Annotated in this window: 10 protein-coding genes and 2 pseudogenes; 6 read left to right on the top strand and 6 right to left on the bottom strand. The window is 46.4% G+C overall.

Going from position 1 to position 16,720, the window contains the following annotated elements; all coding sequences use genetic code 11:
- Positions 1-60: 60 nt before the first annotated feature.
- Entirely contained in the window at positions 61-546 is a 486-nt protein-coding gene (gene pncC / locus EKN56_RS12085; RefSeq protein WP_456085564.1) for a nicotinamide-nucleotide amidase, read from the bottom strand.
- Between the two features lie 217 nt (positions 547-763).
- Positions 764-1,951 (bottom strand): annotated as a pseudogene (locus EKN56_RS12090) (MFS transporter).
- A gap of 102 nt (positions 1,952-2,053) precedes the next feature.
- Between EKN56_RS12090 and EKN56_RS12095 the strand changes: the two are divergent.
- Positions 2,054-2,941, top strand: a complete 888-nt coding sequence (locus tag EKN56_RS12095; protein ID WP_210405302.1) for a LysR substrate-binding domain-containing protein — start codon at positions 2,054-2,056, stop codon at positions 2,939-2,941.
- On the opposite strand, the gene EKN56_RS12100 is transcribed toward EKN56_RS12095, so the two are convergent.
- Both EKN56_RS12100 and EKN56_RS12105 read right to left on the bottom strand, forming a co-directional pair.
- The gene (locus tag EKN56_RS12100; RefSeq protein ID WP_130592010.1) at positions 2,938-3,498 is read right to left on the bottom strand and encodes a hypothetical protein; all 561 of its coding nucleotides are present in this window, start codon (positions 3,496-3,498) and stop codon (positions 2,938-2,940) included. The genes EKN56_RS12095 and EKN56_RS12100 overlap by 4 nt on opposite strands.
- A 278-nt stretch (positions 3,499-3,776) precedes the next feature.
- Positions 3,777-5,059, bottom strand: a pseudogene (locus tag EKN56_RS12105) (maltoporin).
- Positions 5,060-5,897: 838 nt separating this feature from the next.
- On the opposite strand from EKN56_RS12105, the gene EKN56_RS12110 reads away from it, so the two are divergent.
- The 3 genes from EKN56_RS12110 to EKN56_RS12120 all read left to right on the top strand — a co-directional run bounded on the left by EKN56_RS12110 (position 5,898) and on the right by EKN56_RS12120 (position 10,245).
- On the top strand, positions 5,898-6,632 hold the full coding sequence (locus tag EKN56_RS12110) for a MurR/RpiR family transcriptional regulator (RefSeq protein WP_130592011.1): 735 nt from the start codon (positions 5,898-5,900) through the stop codon (positions 6,630-6,632).
- Between the two features lie 172 nt (positions 6,633-6,804).
- Complete coding sequence (locus EKN56_RS12115; RefSeq protein ID WP_130592012.1) at positions 6,805-8,784, top strand: beta-glucoside-specific PTS transporter subunit IIABC; 1,980 nt, start codon at positions 6,805-6,807, stop codon at positions 8,782-8,784.
- Between the two features lie 24 nt (positions 8,785-8,808).
- Positions 8,809-10,245, top strand: a complete 1,437-nt coding sequence (locus EKN56_RS12120; protein ID WP_130593692.1) for a 6-phospho-beta-glucosidase — start codon at positions 8,809-8,811, stop codon at positions 10,243-10,245.
- A gap of 109 nt (positions 10,246-10,354) precedes the next feature.
- Here EKN56_RS12120 and EKN56_RS12125 read toward each other — a convergent pair whose 3' ends face one another.
- Positions 10,355-11,098, bottom strand: coding sequence for an SDR family NAD(P)-dependent oxidoreductase (locus tag EKN56_RS12125; RefSeq protein ID WP_130592013.1), 744 nt, complete (start codon positions 11,096-11,098; stop codon positions 10,355-10,357).
- Between the two features lie 665 nt (positions 11,099-11,763).
- Positions 11,764-12,792, bottom strand: coding sequence for a lytic murein transglycosylase B (gene mltB / locus EKN56_RS12130; RefSeq protein ID WP_407656556.1), 1,029 nt, complete (start codon positions 12,790-12,792; stop codon positions 11,764-11,766).
- Positions 12,793-13,031: 239 nt separating this feature from the next.
- Here mltB and EKN56_RS12135 point away from each other — a divergent pair, with 239 nt between their 5' ends.
- Positions 13,032-15,578, top strand: a complete 2,547-nt coding sequence (locus tag EKN56_RS12135) for a penicillin acylase family protein (protein ID WP_130592015.1) — start codon at positions 13,032-13,034, stop codon at positions 15,576-15,578.
- Positions 15,575-16,672 (top strand): acyltransferase family protein, encoded by a 1,098-nt coding sequence (locus tag EKN56_RS12140; protein WP_130592016.1) that lies wholly within the window; start codon positions 15,575-15,577, stop codon positions 16,670-16,672. The genes EKN56_RS12135 and EKN56_RS12140 overlap by 4 nt, the downstream gene beginning before the upstream one ends.
- The last annotated feature ends 48 nt before the right edge of the window (positions 16,673-16,720 follow it).

The raw sequence follows: 16,720 nt of genomic DNA on the forward strand, positions 1-16,720 counted from the left end.
ATTTTATCTCTAAAGCGATGAAATGATTATACTGTATAATCATACAGTATCAAGTCAGTTTTAAATAAATTTTTCCAACACCACCGTCAGGGCGTATTCCACCGCCTGTTGACGGACCTGATGACGATTGCCATTAAAGCGTCTTTTGCGGGCAATCACTAGCCCCTCACTGTTCGCCCAGCCAAACCAAACGGTACCAACCGGCTTTTCTGTACTACCACCGTCTGGCCCGGCAATACCGCTAACCGAAATGGCAATATCTGCACCCGCCGCTTTTAGCGCACCGGTCGCCATTTCTCTCACCGTTTGTTCACTAACGGCTCCCCATTGAGCAAGGGTCTGTTGATTAACCCCCAGTAACTGTTGTTTAGCCAGATTACTGTAAGTGACAAAGCCGCGGTCGAAATAGGCTGAACTCCCCGCTATTTCAGTAAAATAAGCCGCAATCAAACCACCGGTGCACGACTCAGCGCAAGTGATCCACTGGCCTGTCGCAGCAAGATGTTGGCCTATCTGCTGACTCAACTCACATGTTCTGATATTCAAGATGGATACCCCCTGCGGTTAATATCTTGATACAGGCTACTCGTAACAAAGCCTGAGAACATATGTCTCAGGCTTTGTTCGCCCTACTAAAGATTACCATATCTGAACCATTGGATGAGAATCAAACCTGCCGGTATTAATATGCGAAACATCTTCCAATCTTTAATTTATTGAATCTTTGTCGGTTTTAATTCAACCAGCTAAATTTTCCACGCTATTAACTATGGCAGGCCGCCACTCGTGTCGCACTGCGATTATCCAGAAAACCAGACAAATGCGTCATTGCCAGAGCCAGTATCACGATCAGTCCACCAATCCATGGAGTATCCATTAGCCCCATGTCAGCGACAACATGACCACCAAGCCAGGCACCAATGGCAATACCCACATTAAAAGCGGCGATATTCAGACCAGATGCTACATCAACCGCCTCCGGAGTGTATTTATTCGCCAGTTGGACAACATACACTTGTAGTCCGGGCACATTACCAAAAGCAAAGGCCCCCAAACAAACACGGTTAATAGCGCACCAATCTGGCTGTTTGCTGTAAAGGTAAATACAAACAGTACTAATGCCAACGCCGCGAAAATGATATTCAGTGCCCGAACCGGTCCCATGCTGTCTGCCAGTTTACCGCCCCAAATATTACCAATAGTGACCGATACACCATAAACCAACATGATGCCAGCAACCGACCCCGCCTGAAAACCAGATACTTGTTGTAAAATAGGGGCTAAAAAAGTGAAGGCAATAAATGTACCGCCATACCCCACTGCAGTAATGCCATAAACCAGTAACAGACGTGGCTGAGTTAGAACTTTAAGCTGTGCAGATAGTTTTGCCGGAGCGGCCTGTTTCAAATCGGACGGAACCAATAAAGCACTGCCCAGCAAAGCAATAATACCCAGTACAGAAACGATCAGGAAAGTGGCGCGCCAGCCAAAATGCTGACCAATCCAGGTACCTAAAGGAACCCCTGTAACCAGCGCAACGGTTAATCCGGTAAACATCAGCGCAATAGCACTGGCCTCTTTATCTTTGGCAACCAGCCCGGTGGCAATGGTAGAACCAATTGAGAAGAACACCCCATGAGCTAATCCGGTGAGAATACGCGCGGCAATCAACGTTTCATAACCGGGTGCATTCCATGCCAGTAAATTACCACCAATAAACAACCCCCATCAGAGCCAGCAAAACTTTTTTGCGCTTCCAGCGCCCGGTAAGCGCGGTTAATACCGGAGCACCAACGGCAACGCCCAATGCATACAGGCTTACCAGCAGCCCGGCAGAGGGTAATGACACCTGTAAATCACTGGCAATCGTCGGGATCAACCCAACAATGACAAACTCGGTAGTACCAATAGCAAATGCACTCAGGGTCAACGCCCATAAGGCAAGCGGCATTTTTGACATGGAAAAAGTTCCTCGGATTGACTTGACTGACGTCATTGTGCTGATAGATTCTTTTTCAATAAACACCACTAATAGCAAAAGATTTTATCAATTATGACAATAATCACTCATTCTGAAGATTTGACTATTCTGATTGCTGTTGCTGATGCCGGTGGCTTTTCCGCCGCAGCGGAACAGCTGGATATTCAGGTTGCTAAGGTCTCCCGTGCCGTTGCCCGCGTGGAAAAACAGTTAAATACCACCCTGTTTTCCCGCACCACCCGGCGGGTAGAACTAACGGAGGAAGGAAAGCTGTTTATTGAAAAAGTCAGAGTGGGATTAGAGAAGCTGTCCGAAGCCGAAGAATGGCTGAAAATACGTCATGAAAAACCGTCAGGGCGTTTGCGTATTGACTCCGCCAGCCCATTTATTTTGCACCAGATAACGCCTCACATTAAGGCGTTTTCTCAACGTTACCCGCTGATTGATATTGAGCTGAGCGCCAGCGATGGCATCATTAATCTGTTGGAAAAGCGGACCGATTTGGCCATCCGTATTGGCAAGCTGGAAGATTCCACTCTGCATGCCCGCGTTTTAGGTCACTCAAAACTCTGGCTGGTAGCCAGCCCTGACTATTTACAGCTATCCGGCACCCCGGAAACGCCCCAGCAGTTACTGTCCCATCGACTGTTGGGATTTATTCCGCCTTCCGGCTTAAACCATTGGTCAGTGGGTAGCGGAATGACTATCACACCGGATATTGCCGCCAGTAACGGTGAGGTATTACGCCAGCTCTGTCTGGAAGGTAACGGCATCGCCTGTTTGTCTAATTTTATGGTTCAACGGGATATTGAGAACGGAAATCTGACTGTGATTTTGGCAGAACAAATGCAAAGCCCGCACCCACGGGAAGTGGTACAGGCAGTTTATTATCGCAATACCGCCCTTTCCAGCCGCATAAAGCTATTTATCGACTTTATTGAACAGAAAATCACCCTTTAGTCTTGCGTCACAATAGTAATCGCGGGAAATGCCAGATGATGCATAAACTCTCTCAGTATTAGCAAACGCGCGGCAAAGCTGTTTTCTCCGGGAATACCTTCTGATGCCGCAGGTCTGCCCAGCATCACCGCAGCCAAACGGTCGAAAGTGCGTTCCATAGTATCCAGAGACATCGTCAGTTCGGGTTGTTCCGTCAGACCGGCAATCAAGGCAATATCCCGAATGGATAAATCGCTGGTACCAAGACGAGCCCCTGCCGGAATAGAAGTGCGAATACGGATCACTTCATCTTCGACTGCCATAATGGCATTTTCCATTTCATCCGGTGTTGGAGGCTGATGATGAAAATAGTCTGCCGCCGTTTTATCACTACCGATATTTAATACCTGAACCTGCGCTGGCCTACCTGTATCGCCGGAAATAACCAGCGTCTTTTGACTACCAATATGCAGCAAGGTTAATGGAGCATCGTTTTGCAAACATGCCTGTAATACTGCATATTGTTGCTGTATTTCTGCTTCGGATAATTGATGTTTTTCCGTTGGTAAGTTGCGCATTGCCACCTCTATTACTGGTCGTCAGTTAGAGGTTGATGATACAACAAAACCAGCGCGTTAATCTGCCAGGCTATAACAAACCATTTGAGATAAAAAAAGTGCGCCCATGTCCGGCGCACAACCCCAATCAGGGAAATAGTCGAAAAAGGCGCAGACCCTTTCGCTTAATACTACCAATGAGCTCTATTTCATCCTATCAAAACCTGAGGGTTCGATATCCTATGAATACTGGATTTATAGCCTGTAACACCAGCTACAGGCTAGATGTGATATGTTGACTACCACCAGGCTTCAAACTGAACGCCGAAAGTGACCTCATCATCATTACCACGGCTGTAGCTGATACTTTTGGTATCTTTATAGGCATTGCCACTATCGTCATAGCCCACTTCTCATCCCAGTTGGCATATGTTGCGAATACACGAATAGCCGGACGAGACCAGATACTGCTTCCCGCCTGCCACTGCTGGGCCAGCGTTACTTTATACTGACTGTTACGTTCACTGGTACGTTGCGATTTGACGTTATCGTAACCGACTTCCAGTAGTGAACTCATGGTTGGCGTCCACTTATACATTGGACGTACCCCTACGGTGTACCAGGTAGAACCGGTTTGATTATCCAGATCGGTATCCTGATACATGGCCACATACATCATGTCCCAGTCGTTACCCATTTGGATGGCACCGTGGTCGAGAATACGCACCATACTACCGTCATTATTTACGCTGGCGCCTTCTGCATGTCCTTTATTAACCGTATTGGTATTAGCAGAGGTCATGGCGTCGGTCGCATACTGAACCATAAACTTATTGAAGCCACCGAACATGCTTTGGGTATGTTCCGCCGTAAACATCATGCCGTCCTTTGAGGCATTCTTATCCAGCGAATAGCCATCACGGGCATTGGCCCGGCCATAGTCGAATCCCAGTTCCAGAGTACCATTGCTGTTAGTCTCCAGACCTGCCAGTCGCACATCGAACACATCATTCGAGGTAGGAATTTCATCCTTTTCGCCCATAATCCATGCCTGAGAGCCACCGGATTCAGTATTTCGGCTGGCAGCCAGCGACAACTTACCAAAGCCCAGATCGATATTCTCCAGACCTGCGCCGGGGCCGGAAATATCCCAATAGTAGAAGTCAATCATGTGTACATCGTGGCGCTGGTAGAATCGCTTACCCGCCCACAGCGTGGAACCGGGTAGCCATTCGATCAAGTCCTTACCTTTGACGTTAACTTCTACGAATGCCGGAGAGGTGGTTTCCCAGTCATTAGACTGATCGATGGAATAAGCAACGTTAGTATCGAAGTAGAAACTTTTGTCCCCTTCTGTCCACAGCTCTTGCCCCAGTTTAAGTTCAGCATAGGTTTCACATTCGTTGCCCAGACGATATTTGCTTTGAGCACCCGTGGCCTTAAAACACTGCTGCTCGCCGCCGCTTCCGGTCCAACCGATACCGGAACGGGCGTAGCCGTGAAAATCTACCGCCAGTGCCTGAGTAGTAAATAATCCCGCGGCGATGGTCAGTGAAAGAGGTAACCGGTTAAATCCTGCCATTGTCTGTTCTCCTTGTATTGCCACCCAAATAGCAGCGCATAGTTATTTCGGGTTCATTGCTATCCATCGTTAGTGATGGCAGAACCTTCTTTGTTGGTATAATGTTGCTCTGGCGACAAAATCAGACAGGATATTTATTCAACAGATAAACCCAACCGGCAGGATGAAACGAATTCACCCACACATATTAATGATTAATATGCGTTAATATTGGTTAATATAAATATTTCAAGGGTTATCTCAGCGAATTTATATTTCCCGCATAGACGCCATCCTTATCATTTTAAAAAATAAATAATAACCGGCTATTTATTTATCGATAAATATAAATAGCTCAAATAGACAAACTTTAATTATGACAGAGGCTAGCATAAAACTTTTAAAGCTGTCACCCGCATTATTCACATGTGATATTTTATTTATTTGTGATTTGTTACATTAATAAAACAGCATGTTTTAATTAATATTTAAAATATAAAACACCTTTGTTATTTAAAGAATTTTTATTTCACTTTTTTTTGTTTAAAATAAAAAATCACTTATTTAGTCTGATAATCAATTTTCGATATTGTGAGTCATCTCACAAGATATAGATAACTGATACAACGGCTATGTCTGTTCCATTTATTGTTAATCAAAAAACAACGCTATCCGCCATTGGTTTACATAAAAATGGAATCATCACAACTGAAGAGACCAATCATCTGAATCCACTGATATTTGTCTGTTTTTATTCGCTATATCTCTGATGGTTATGTGATGTTCGGGTATGTTATCAAAGCTAAAATCTGCTATTGTGTTGATGGGCTTATAACGCACTTAATTCACGGGTTTATCTATGTTCACTCACACTTCAATAGCAAATCTTAATGGTCTGGAACTCATGGTTTATAACTATGCCATTAAGAATAAAGATAAAGTGATGTACATGACTATCCGTGAGCTGGCAGATGCAGCGGAAGTCTCCACAACGACGGTACTACGCTTTTGCAAAAAGATGGGCTGCGATGGCTATTCAGAATTTCGTATTCGCTTTAAGCTCTATCTGGAACAGGAAGTCCACCAGCCGGTTAATTTTGGCGTCAGTGAAATCCTTAGCTTCTTTAAAAGCATCAACAATGAAGAGTTTGATGAGCTTATTAATCAAGCAGTTATTCAAATAATTAATGCTGAACGCATTGTGTTTGTAGGCGCAGGAACCTCTGGCTCATTAGGCAAATATGGTGCCCGCTTCTTTTCTAACGTGGGTAAATTTAGTAACTATATTGACGACCCTTATTATCCGATTAGCAGCGATATGTTTAAAAATGCTATTGCCATCATTCTTTCCGTTTCGGGAGAAACGCCGGAAATACTGCGTCTGGCCAGTCAATTCAGTTTGCACCATTGCAAAATAATTAGTATTACCAATAGTGAAACTTCTTCTTTAGCCCGCATGGCTGACTTTAATCTTTCTTATCATATGCCCCAGACATTAATATCCGGCGAATATAATATCACTACTCAGGTTCCGGTTATTTATATGCTGGAAGCCATTGGAAATCATTTAGCTAAAACTTATCTTAAAAAATAAAACAGTCTGTTTTATTCTTGTGACAAATTACTTTTTTAGCGAATTGTTATATCGTAACATTCTATTTCTTTTTGCTAGGCTTCAGGAAACAGAATAATAATTCCTCATATAATCTGACGAAACACGAGAGTGTATCAATGGTTATTCGTACCTGACGGCAGGAGAATATATAATGGCAATTGATTATGCCCAATCGGCAAAGGAAATTGTGAAACTTATTGGCGGCGATGATAACGTGATTAACCTCACACATTGCGCAACTCGTTTACGCTTTATTTTAAAGGATTTCTCTAAGGTAAATAAAACAACGTTAAGTCGGGTAAAAGGCGTCATTACCGTTCTTGAATCCAGCGGCCAGTTACAGGTGGTTATTGGTAACCACGTTGGTGATGCTTATCAGGAAGTCATGAAGCTGATTCACATTGATGAAAAAGCCAGTGCCAGTGCGGGACCAAAAGTCGGTATTGTCAGCCGACTGATGGATATTATCTCCAGTATCTTTGTACCCTTTATCTATCCATTAGCTGCCTGTGGGATATTACAGGGCATCATCTCTTTCCTGAGCGCGATTGAAGTGATGGATCCGGCCAGTGGTACTTACCGCATTCTAAACTTCGTCTCCTGGACTGGCTTTACCTTCTTGCCGGTGATGGTGGCTTTTACCGCAGCAAAAAAATTCAACGTCAATCCTTTTACCGCCGTGATTTCTGCCTGTGCGCTGGTATGTCCGGATTATATGAATATGCTGACGGCCAATAAGATTGCTACGCTTAATTCCGCCGATCCAGCCATCCATAAACTGATGCAGGAAGCGTTAAGTAATCCGGAAATGGCAACGGTTCTGACACAGTTAGCCGGTATTCCGGTTACCGCACCCAATCTGGACTTCTTTGGTATTCCGGTGCAGTACCTGAGCTATACCGCCGCCGTTATTCCCATTATTTTGATGGTATGGGCAATGTCATACGTTCAACGCTTCTTTGAACGCTTGCTGCCGCTGGTTATCCGCAACCTGTTCACGCCAATGTTCTGTATTGCCATTATGGTTCCGCTAACCCTGTTGGTGTTTGGCCCAATCGGTAACGCTATCGGCGGCGGTATTGGTAACGTGTATAACTACCTTTATCACCTCAACCCTTCTATTGCCGGCTTTGTTGTTGGTGCCATGTGGATGCCACTGGTTACTCTCGGCGTTCACTGGGGGATTACACCGGTTACCGTCGGTAACTACGCAACGCTGGGCTATGACACCTTTACCGGCCTGCAAGCGTCACCGGTATTTGCTATGGCGGGCGCGGTACTTGGGGTCTATCTGAAATCCAAAAACAGTGAAATGAAACGGGTCGCCCTTTCTGCTGGGGTCACTGGTCTGTTTGGTATTACTGAACCGGCTATCTACGGTGTTGCCTTACGGCTGAAGCGCCCTATGTTATGCGGCTGTCTGGCCGGAGCTATCGGTGGTGCTATTGCTGGCTGGTTTAATGCCGTCTCCTGGAGCTACTGTTTACCTGGTATTGCGGTTCTGCCGGTGTTCTTTAAAACCGGTCATATGCCGCAGTTCCTTGGCTTCTTACTCTCCATTACCGTCGCCTTTGTGCTTGGCACAGTATTTACCTGGCTGGCAGGATTTAAAGAAGATGATGAAGTTCAGGATCGGCCAGAAGACAAGGACGACGAGTCACAATTGCTGGCTGCAGGTGAAAGCGCGCCAATCACCAGTCCACTAAAAGGAGTCGCCATTGAACTTGCTGAAGTTAAAGATGAAGCCTTCTCCAGTGGTTTACTGGGTCAGGGGGTCGCGATTGTTCCACAAGAAGGCAAAGTTTATGCGCCGTTCAGCGGGCGAGTAGAAACCGTTCTCCCCTCTCAGCACGCGATTGGTCTACGCTCAGAGTCAGGTATTGATCTATTGATTCACGTGGGATTCGATACGGTAAAACTGGCAGGAAAAGGCTTTAATGCCTTGGTAACTGAGGGAGATGAAGTGAAGCAAGGCCAGTTGTTGATTGAATTTGATATGGCCTATCTGGCCTCTCAGGATATCGATGCGACGACAGTGATTGTGGTCACCAACTCGGAAGAGTTCTCGCTGATTAACTCACAGCACCATGATGTCAATAGCGGTGATGAGCTGATTACGGTTACCAGATAGTAAGGACTAAATGAGATGCAAAATATGAAACAACATCAATTACCTAAAGATTTTTTATGGGGCGGTGCCGTTGCGGCCCATCAGGTTGAAGGCGGTTGGGATCAGGGTGGTAAAGGTATCAGCATCGCGGACGTTCTAACCGGCGGACGGCACGGTGTCGATCGGGTGATCACCGACGGTATCATTGATGGCTATCTCTACCCTAACCATCAGGCGGTAGATTTTTACTCCCACTATAAACAAGACATCGCGCTGTTCGCCGAGATGGGATTCAAATGTTTTCGTACCTCGATCGCCTGGTCGCGTATTTTTCCTAAAGGCGATGAACTACAGCCAAACGAAGCTGGCCTGCAGTTTTACGACGATATGTTTGATGAACTGCTGAAATACAATATTCAGCCGGTAATTACCCTGTCGCACTTTGAGATGCCCTGGCATCTGGTAACAGAATACGGCGGCTGGAAAAACCGCAAAGTGGTCGATTTCTTTATTCGCTACAGCGAAGTGGTGATGCGCCGCTATCAGCATAAAGTGAAGTACTGGATGACGTTTAATGAAATCAACAATCAGCGTAACTATAAAACGCCACTGTTTGGTTATTGTTGTTCTGGTGTGATTTTCAATCAGGAAGAGAACCCCGAGCAGGCCATGTATCAGGTGCTACATCACCAGTTTGTCGCCAGCGCGGCGGTGGTCAAGTTGGGTCATGCCATTAATCCTGAATTCCAGATTGGCTGTATGATCGCCTGCGTTCCGCTCTATCCTTATTCCTGCAATCCGGACGACGTCATGTATGCTCAGGAAGCTATGCATGAACGTTTCCTGTTCAGCGATGTACATATGCGCGGCTATTACCCAAGCTATATTTTGCGCGAATGGGAACGTAAGGGTTTCGATATTGTTATGGAACCACAAGATGCTCAGACCCTGCGTGATGGCTGTGCCGACTACATTGGCCTCAGCTATTACATGAGCAATGCAGTACAGGCTAATGCTAAAGGTACAGGCAGCGCATTATCAGGATTTGAGGGCAGCGTACCAAATCCTTATGTAAAAACGTCTGAATGGGGATGGCAGATTGACCCGGTTGGCCTGCGTTATTCATTAAACATTCTGTATGAACGTTATCAAAAACCGCTGTTTATTGTGGAAAACGGTTTTGGTGCCATTGATAAGCCCGATGCCAGCGGCAAGATTAACGATGACTATCGTATTGCCTATATGCAAGCGCATATTGAGCAGATGAAGAAAGCGATGACTTATGATGGTGTAGAGGTCATGGGATATACCCCATGGGGCTGTATTGATTGTGTTTCCTTTACTACCGGGCAATACAGTAAACGTTATGGTTTTATCTACGTTGATAAGCATGATGATAACAGTGGAACCATGAAGCGGTCGAAAAAGGCCAGCTTTGACTGGTTCCGGAAGGTGATCGCCAGCAACGGCGAAACCCTGTAATTCATTGCCAAAATATATCGCTGGTTGGTGAACGATATTCTTCACTAACCAGCGATATTGCCTCATTTAGCCTCTGTTTCCTGTAGAGAGTTAGCCGTACCACAGGAAATTACTGTGCGGTATAGCCGCCGTCAACCAGTACCGAAGCGCCGTTAACGAAGGTGGCTTTATCTCCGGCCAAAAACATCACTACGTTTGCCACTTCCTCAGGCCGACCAAGGCGTCCTTGCGGATGCAGTTTCACCAGTGCATCTTTTTGCTCAGAGGTTAATGCACTCAACAAAGGCGTATCAATATAACCAGGACAAACCGCATTAACGCGAATACCTTTACCGGCATAATCCGCCGCCAGTGTTTCGGTTAGCAGTTTGACACCACCTTTAGCAGCGGCGTAGGCAGTAACATGTTTTTTACCGACAAAACTATGAATGGAACCACAGTTAACAATGACCCCTTGCTGTTTCTCTGCCAGCCAGTGGCGAATGGCTACTTTATTGCTGAGAAACACCCCGGTTAAATTGATATCGATGGTTTTCTGCCAGTCATCAAGGCTGAGCATATCAATGGCGTTATCTCTGGCTATACCGGCGTTAGCAAACAAAATATCCAGACGTTTAAAATGATTTAAGGTTTGGTTAATCAGATTCTCCTGATCTTTCTCGCTGGTCACATCTGTTTTAACAAACAGAATATCCAAACCTTCAGCCTTTAATGATTCCGCCACTTTTTGACCGCTATCGCTGATATCCGCGATCACAACGGAAGCACCTCGTTTAGCGAACGCCTTAACGGTTTCAAGACCAATTCCGCTGCTACCACCCGTGACGATGGCGACTTTCCCCTGAAAACTCATACTGACCTCCCCTGTAACTGTTTTATTAACGTTATGTTGTCTTGATCATTGATACGCTTTTGGTGGGGATGATGTTTCACATAAAGAGGGATTTGATTACAATTTATTCACAAAATTGAAACATGACTATAGAGAAGTACATACAGATATCTCTGATAATTGAGACGGCTGACAAATCTAATCAATCTGCATCGGTGAACATTCCGGCCGTAAATACAATGAGTGTTTATTGCTATCGTGGCCGGCCGGAAGACCATCTATACTTGAGTATGGAGTGCGTCGGGCCTAAGCTGCCTACGGGCACTTCGTTGGCTTACGCCAAGTCGACCCCCACAGCACCTTCTCCCTCCGATTGACTATCTTTGAGTGTTAATACCTAACCCTGATTCTGCTAACAAACATCAGAAATATTTTAGATTGGTGATAAAGGATTTTTATACCCTAAATAGTCTCTTGTTGAGAGGGACGGGTGTTGGGGGTAACTTGGCGTTAGCCAACAATAAACAGGTGAAAATCTGTTTGAACAGAGTGAGCACTCTGCAACTAAGTATTGACGGTTTTCCGACCGTTTATGGTGCTGGTATTACGGTCGGAATATCCACTAATGCTAATTAGCTAGCCGTAGGAAAGCACTAATGCGCTCCCCTACCGCCAACAATACTCAATTATCTGGCGCGTTTAACCGCTTCACCTAGCTGCCATACCGCCATAGCATAGTGCGTACTGTGGTTATAGCGGGTGATGGTGTAGAAATTGGGTAGCCCGTACCAGTATTCATAGTTGCTGCCCATATCAAAGCGTAGCAAGCTGGCTTCCTGATAGCCGCCAAGGGAACTTTGTGGTCTTAGCCCGGCGGCGGCCAACGTAGAAAGTGGGTAGACGGTGTTAAAGCCGTGTTTCAGTGAAGGCGCTTCGCCTACGCCTGGTACGGCGATCGGTGCATTTCTCTTCCAGCCGTGCGCCTGGAAGTAATGCGCTACGCTGCCAATAGCATCTTCCGGATCCCACAGATTGACATGACCGTTGCCATTAAAATCGACCGCATAGTCTTTAAATGAAGATGGCATAAATTGACCATATCCCATGGCACCAGCATAAGAACCGCGTAAAGAGAGCGGATCGTTGCCTTCTTTACGTGCCATTAGCAGGAAGGTTTCCAGCTCACCGGTGAAATATTCAGAGCGACGTGGGTAGTCGAAAGAAAGCGTGGCCAATGCATCAATGATGCGGGTTTTACCCATCACGCGGCCCCAGCGGGTCTCTACTCCGATAATACCAACGATAATTTCTGGTGGAACACCATATTGTTGCCAGGCACGTTGCAGGGCACCTTCATACTGGTTCCAGAACACAACGCCATTTTGTACGTTGTCCGGCGTGATGAACTTACTGCGATAGCGAATCCATGAACCATTTGGTCCTGATGGCTTACCGGTGCTCACTGTCGTAGACGGTGCCTGCTTGTCCATCAGCTTAATGACATAATCCAGCCGCTTGGTCTGGCCTAATACGCTTTGTAACTGCTGACGGTCAAAACCGTGTACCTGTACCATCTTGTCAATAAAGCGGGATGTCGCCGGATTATAGGCAAAATCACCATCAGACAGATGGTTAGCGTGTTCAGCTTCAAGCTGAAAACCGCCTCTTACGGTATATACACTTGGAAGCTGTGTTGTTCCGGGTGCAGGCGCAATAACAGGAGAAGTAGACTTAGGCTTAAAGAGCAGCCAAATAACGCATCAAATATCCATATGACTAAACAGAAAAAGAATGGCGACTATGGTAAGGCATTATCTGTCGTGAACAAACAGGAATATGCCTGCCCTGCTGTACCGCCCTGAATCAACGGGTGATAAAACAGTCAGGAATCGCTGGGTTTATTAACACTAACGGATATAATCGCAAAAGAGTTTTAAATTTTATGGGGTAAGAGATGAGATTACAGGGAACGTTACGCTATTGTCTGCTCGTCAGTTCATTGCTGCTAACTGGCTGCCACAGCCTGCTCAATCTCTATTATTCCGATACCCTGCCCCGTAAAGAAGGTCAAATCACACTGGCAGGACTACATGAACCGGTCAGCGTACGCTATAACAAGATGGGCGTTCCATTGATTAAGGGCCAGAATCTGGATGATGTCTATCTGGTTTGGGGCTATATCCATGCGTCTGAACGTATTAACCATATGGTATTAATGCGTCTGACTGCGGAAGGTCGATTATCTGAATATCTGGGAGAAAGCGCGCTGAGTATTGATAGCTTTATGCGCAAAATGCGCTTTCGTCAGGCCGCTGATAAACTTTACCAGCAAACTAATGCCCAAAATCGCCGCTATCTGCAAGCTTATGCTCAGGGAGTAAACCTGTGGTTGGATACCCATCAGGATAATCTACCGATGGATTTAGCCGCTGCGGACTATCCGGTTCCTGCATGGCAAGCCACAGACGCCATTTTGATCTTATCACTGGCTAACTTTGGTCTGGCTGGCAACCTGCATGAAGAGATTGATAGTCTGATTATTGCCCAACAGCTGGGCATCGAGCGACTCCCCTGGCTGTTCCCTGTTTATCCGGATGAACCTATTCCCCATGCTGAAGCAAAAAAACTACAGGGACTTAATCTACAGCCATTACAACAGGAAGCTGATCAGTTAAAGCTGGTTAGCCGCTCGCTGGAAAGTATTCATCTTCACGATATTATGGCCTCCAATAATTGGGCATTAACGGCCGATTTAACGCAAAACGGTGGAACTTTGCTGGCAAATGATACCCATCTGCCCATCGGATTACCTTCGTTGTGGAGTATGATCCAAATCGAAACCCCTGAGTGGCAAATGGCGGGAGCTGCGATTCCGGGAATTCCGGCGATTGTGTTGGGTGCCACGCCGGAACTGGCCTGGGGCTATACCATGGTGATGGCAGATAATCAGGATCTGTTTTTGGAACAAATGCGCCCCAGCGCTAAAGGTTTTGAATATCTGTATAAAGGAAAATGGCTACCGGTAAAGCAAACCCAGGAAGTCTTCCATGTTAAGGGACTGCCCGACGTTAGGGAAAATATGTATGAAACTCAGCACGGTATTTTGCTGAATGAATCGCTGAAAAACCGCAGCTATCTGCTACAGCCACTGGAGGTGGAGTCTCGTTACGGCATCGCCCTGAGTACCCTGTCACCCACCAACGACGATAACAGTATTAATGCGCTAATGGCGATCCCCTACCAGCGACAAGTGCCTCAGGCGATGGCATTAGCCAACCAGATTAAAGTCATCTCAGTAAATATGCTGTTGGCGGATAAGCAGCAAATTGGCTGGCAGTTAACCGGCAGCTATCCATTGCGCAAAAATGGCCTGGGTTTGTTCCCTTCACCGGGCTGGGACGGCAAATATGACTGGCAGGGTAGCGCACCAACCAAAAGTTACCCGTCAGCACTAAAAAATAAACAAGGCTGGTTAGCTAGTGCAAATAACCGCATTGTAGAAAAAGGTTATCCGGTTAATTTTTCACAAACCTGGGCCCATCCGGAACGTTTCGAGCGCATCTCAACCATGTTGAATGCGACCAATCGGCATAGCCTCACCACCATGAAGCAAATGCAATATGACCAGTTGGACCCAATGGTAGCCAAACTTCAGGTTTATCTGAGAGACCCGACACTCAGCGTAGCCATTGCCCGTCTGCCTGAACCTGAACAGCAGCAGGCGAAGTTGGCCCAGTCCCGACTGATGGATTTCGACGGCCAACTGCATGCAGATAGCCCGGCAGCAGCACTGTATAATCTGTTTTTATCGGCGTTTAGCCACCAGCTGTTTGCCGATGCCTTTACCGACCATCCACAGGCCTGGCATGCCTTTGTGGAAAGCTCAAAATCCTATTCGGCTCAGGCGGACCATTTGCTGTGGCAGGATGACAATAAAGCCAACGCCAGTCCGTTCTGGCAAAAAGCAGACCCGGCTCACAGCGGTAAAGCGGCTATTGTGGCCCGTGCGCTGGCTAGCGCGGTGCAACATGGTGAACAACAACTTGGCAACGACTATTCACGCTGGCAATGGGGGCAACTACATCGCTATAAGTGGAATAGCCTCTCATCTCAAATAGCGCCATACCTACCGGAAGAGCAGCAAAAAATGATTGTTCGCCTCGATGGCTATCTGAACCGGGGGCCTTACCCTGCCGGGGGAAACATCAATACGGTGAATATTGCCAGTTACACTATGGGACAAGACTTTAATACCCTGCTGATCCCCGCCATGCGTTTGATTGTGGATTTCAGCCAGCCCGATCCGGTTTGGGTGATGAACAATGCTGGTCAATCAGCGAATCCAGCCAGCCCACACTATGCTGATAATATTGATGACTGGTTAAAGGGGGAGTATCAAAACCTGCCTTTCAGTCAGGAAGGTCAACAGCGACTGTACAGTGCCAGTGCAATCAATTTTGTACCGGGAAAAACTGCATTACCGGTGTCTGAGAGACCATGACATTAGCGACGTTGTTTCAGCGGTTTACCCCTATTGAGCAAGAGGTCTCTCACCAGCTTGATATGTTGCGCGGTTTCAGCACCGCCATGGTGTTGTTCTGTCACGCCTATTTACTGTTTCTCTACCCGGTCTGGCCTGCCATTATGCTGCCTGTCTATCTGTTTGCTCACGCCTGGGTAATGGCGCTGTTTGCCCTGAGTGGTTTTCTGATATGTAAATCTGCCTGCTATAACATTCAGCAAAACCATCAGTTTAATATCAGACGTTATGCTTTTTCCCGCTTAAACCGCATTGTTCCCCCTTTCTATTTTGGTTGTGGGGCGCTGTTATTAATCTATCTGATCTCTCCCTGGTTTTTTGCCTCCGGTAGCCGTGAACTTGCGGTTATCAGCGATACCATGAGTCAGGCTAAAATGGTGCTGGATGCCAAAAGTTTTACCGGCGTTCTGCTGTTTGTGAATGGTTTTTTAACTGAAACCCCCGCCAGTAACTTCTCTTTCTGGTCTCTGCCGTTTGAGGTTTGGTTTTATGTGTTATTCGGCCTGCTGCTTTGGCCGCAAAATAAAATAGCCATCTTTAGCGCAGCCCTGTTAATGCTGTCGTTAAGCCTGCTGAATTATGCTTTTCTGCTGTATAGCCTGATCTGGTGTGGAGGAGCCATAGCGGCACTCTTGCATAACCACCAACACCAGCTTAAGGCCAGAATTTTACTGGTTATCTTTTCTCTCACAACCATAGTGCTGCTTGTGTTAGCGGTGAGCGGGCTGTTTATGCTACCGGCCGATGTAGACAAACCCAAACTACTATTGGCGCTATATGGCACCCTGTGCGGCCTGGGTTTTGGCTTGCTGTTCTATTTAATGAGTTTTCAACGTGTACGTATTCGCCTGCCCGGTTACCGTTTGGCGAAAAGCTCATACAGTATCTATATTCTGCATTTTCCTTTGCTGCTGTTTATCTATGGCATAGTGCAACCCTATATTTATCAAAATTCCTTTTTGCTGCTGGCTGCTACAGTAGTTATTGCCTGTGCCGTTATGCTGGCAGGACTCATCGTTGGTCGATATATTGAGAAACTAAAACCTTTCCCGTAACCGTCATGTTAATTAACACTGATGGAGGAAAAGCTGTCCTGCTGATTT

Source organism: Limnobaculum zhutongyuii (genome assembly GCF_004295645.1).
Taxonomy (GTDB): Bacteria; Pseudomonadota; Gammaproteobacteria; order Enterobacterales; family Enterobacteriaceae; genus Limnobaculum; species Limnobaculum zhutongyuii.

Coding starts and splice junctions, on each gene's coding strand:
- EKN56_RS12135 (WP_130592015.1), top strand. CDS start 13,032: ATGAGATTACAGGGAACGTTACGCTATTGTCTGCTCGTCAGTTCATTG.
- EKN56_RS12100 (WP_130592010.1), bottom strand. CDS start 3,498: ATGCGCAACTTACCAACGGAAAAACATCAATTATCCGAAGCAGAAATA.
- EKN56_RS12120 (WP_130593692.1), top strand. CDS start 8,809: ATGAAACAACATCAATTACCTAAAGATTTTTTATGGGGCGGTGCCGTT.
- EKN56_RS12125 (WP_130592013.1), bottom strand. CDS start 11,098: ATGAGTTTTCAGGGGAAAGTCGCCATCGTCACGGGTGGTAGCAGCGGA.
- EKN56_RS12095 (WP_210405302.1), top strand. CDS start 2,054: ATGACAATAATCACTCATTCTGAAGATTTGACTATTCTGATTGCTGTT.
- EKN56_RS12110 (WP_130592011.1), top strand. CDS start 5,898: ATGTTCACTCACACTTCAATAGCAAATCTTAATGGTCTGGAACTCATG.
- EKN56_RS12140 (WP_130592016.1), top strand. CDS start 15,575: ATGACATTAGCGACGTTGTTTCAGCGGTTTACCCCTATTGAGCAAGAG.
- EKN56_RS12115 (WP_130592012.1), top strand. CDS start 6,805: ATGGCAATTGATTATGCCCAATCGGCAAAGGAAATTGTGAAACTTATT.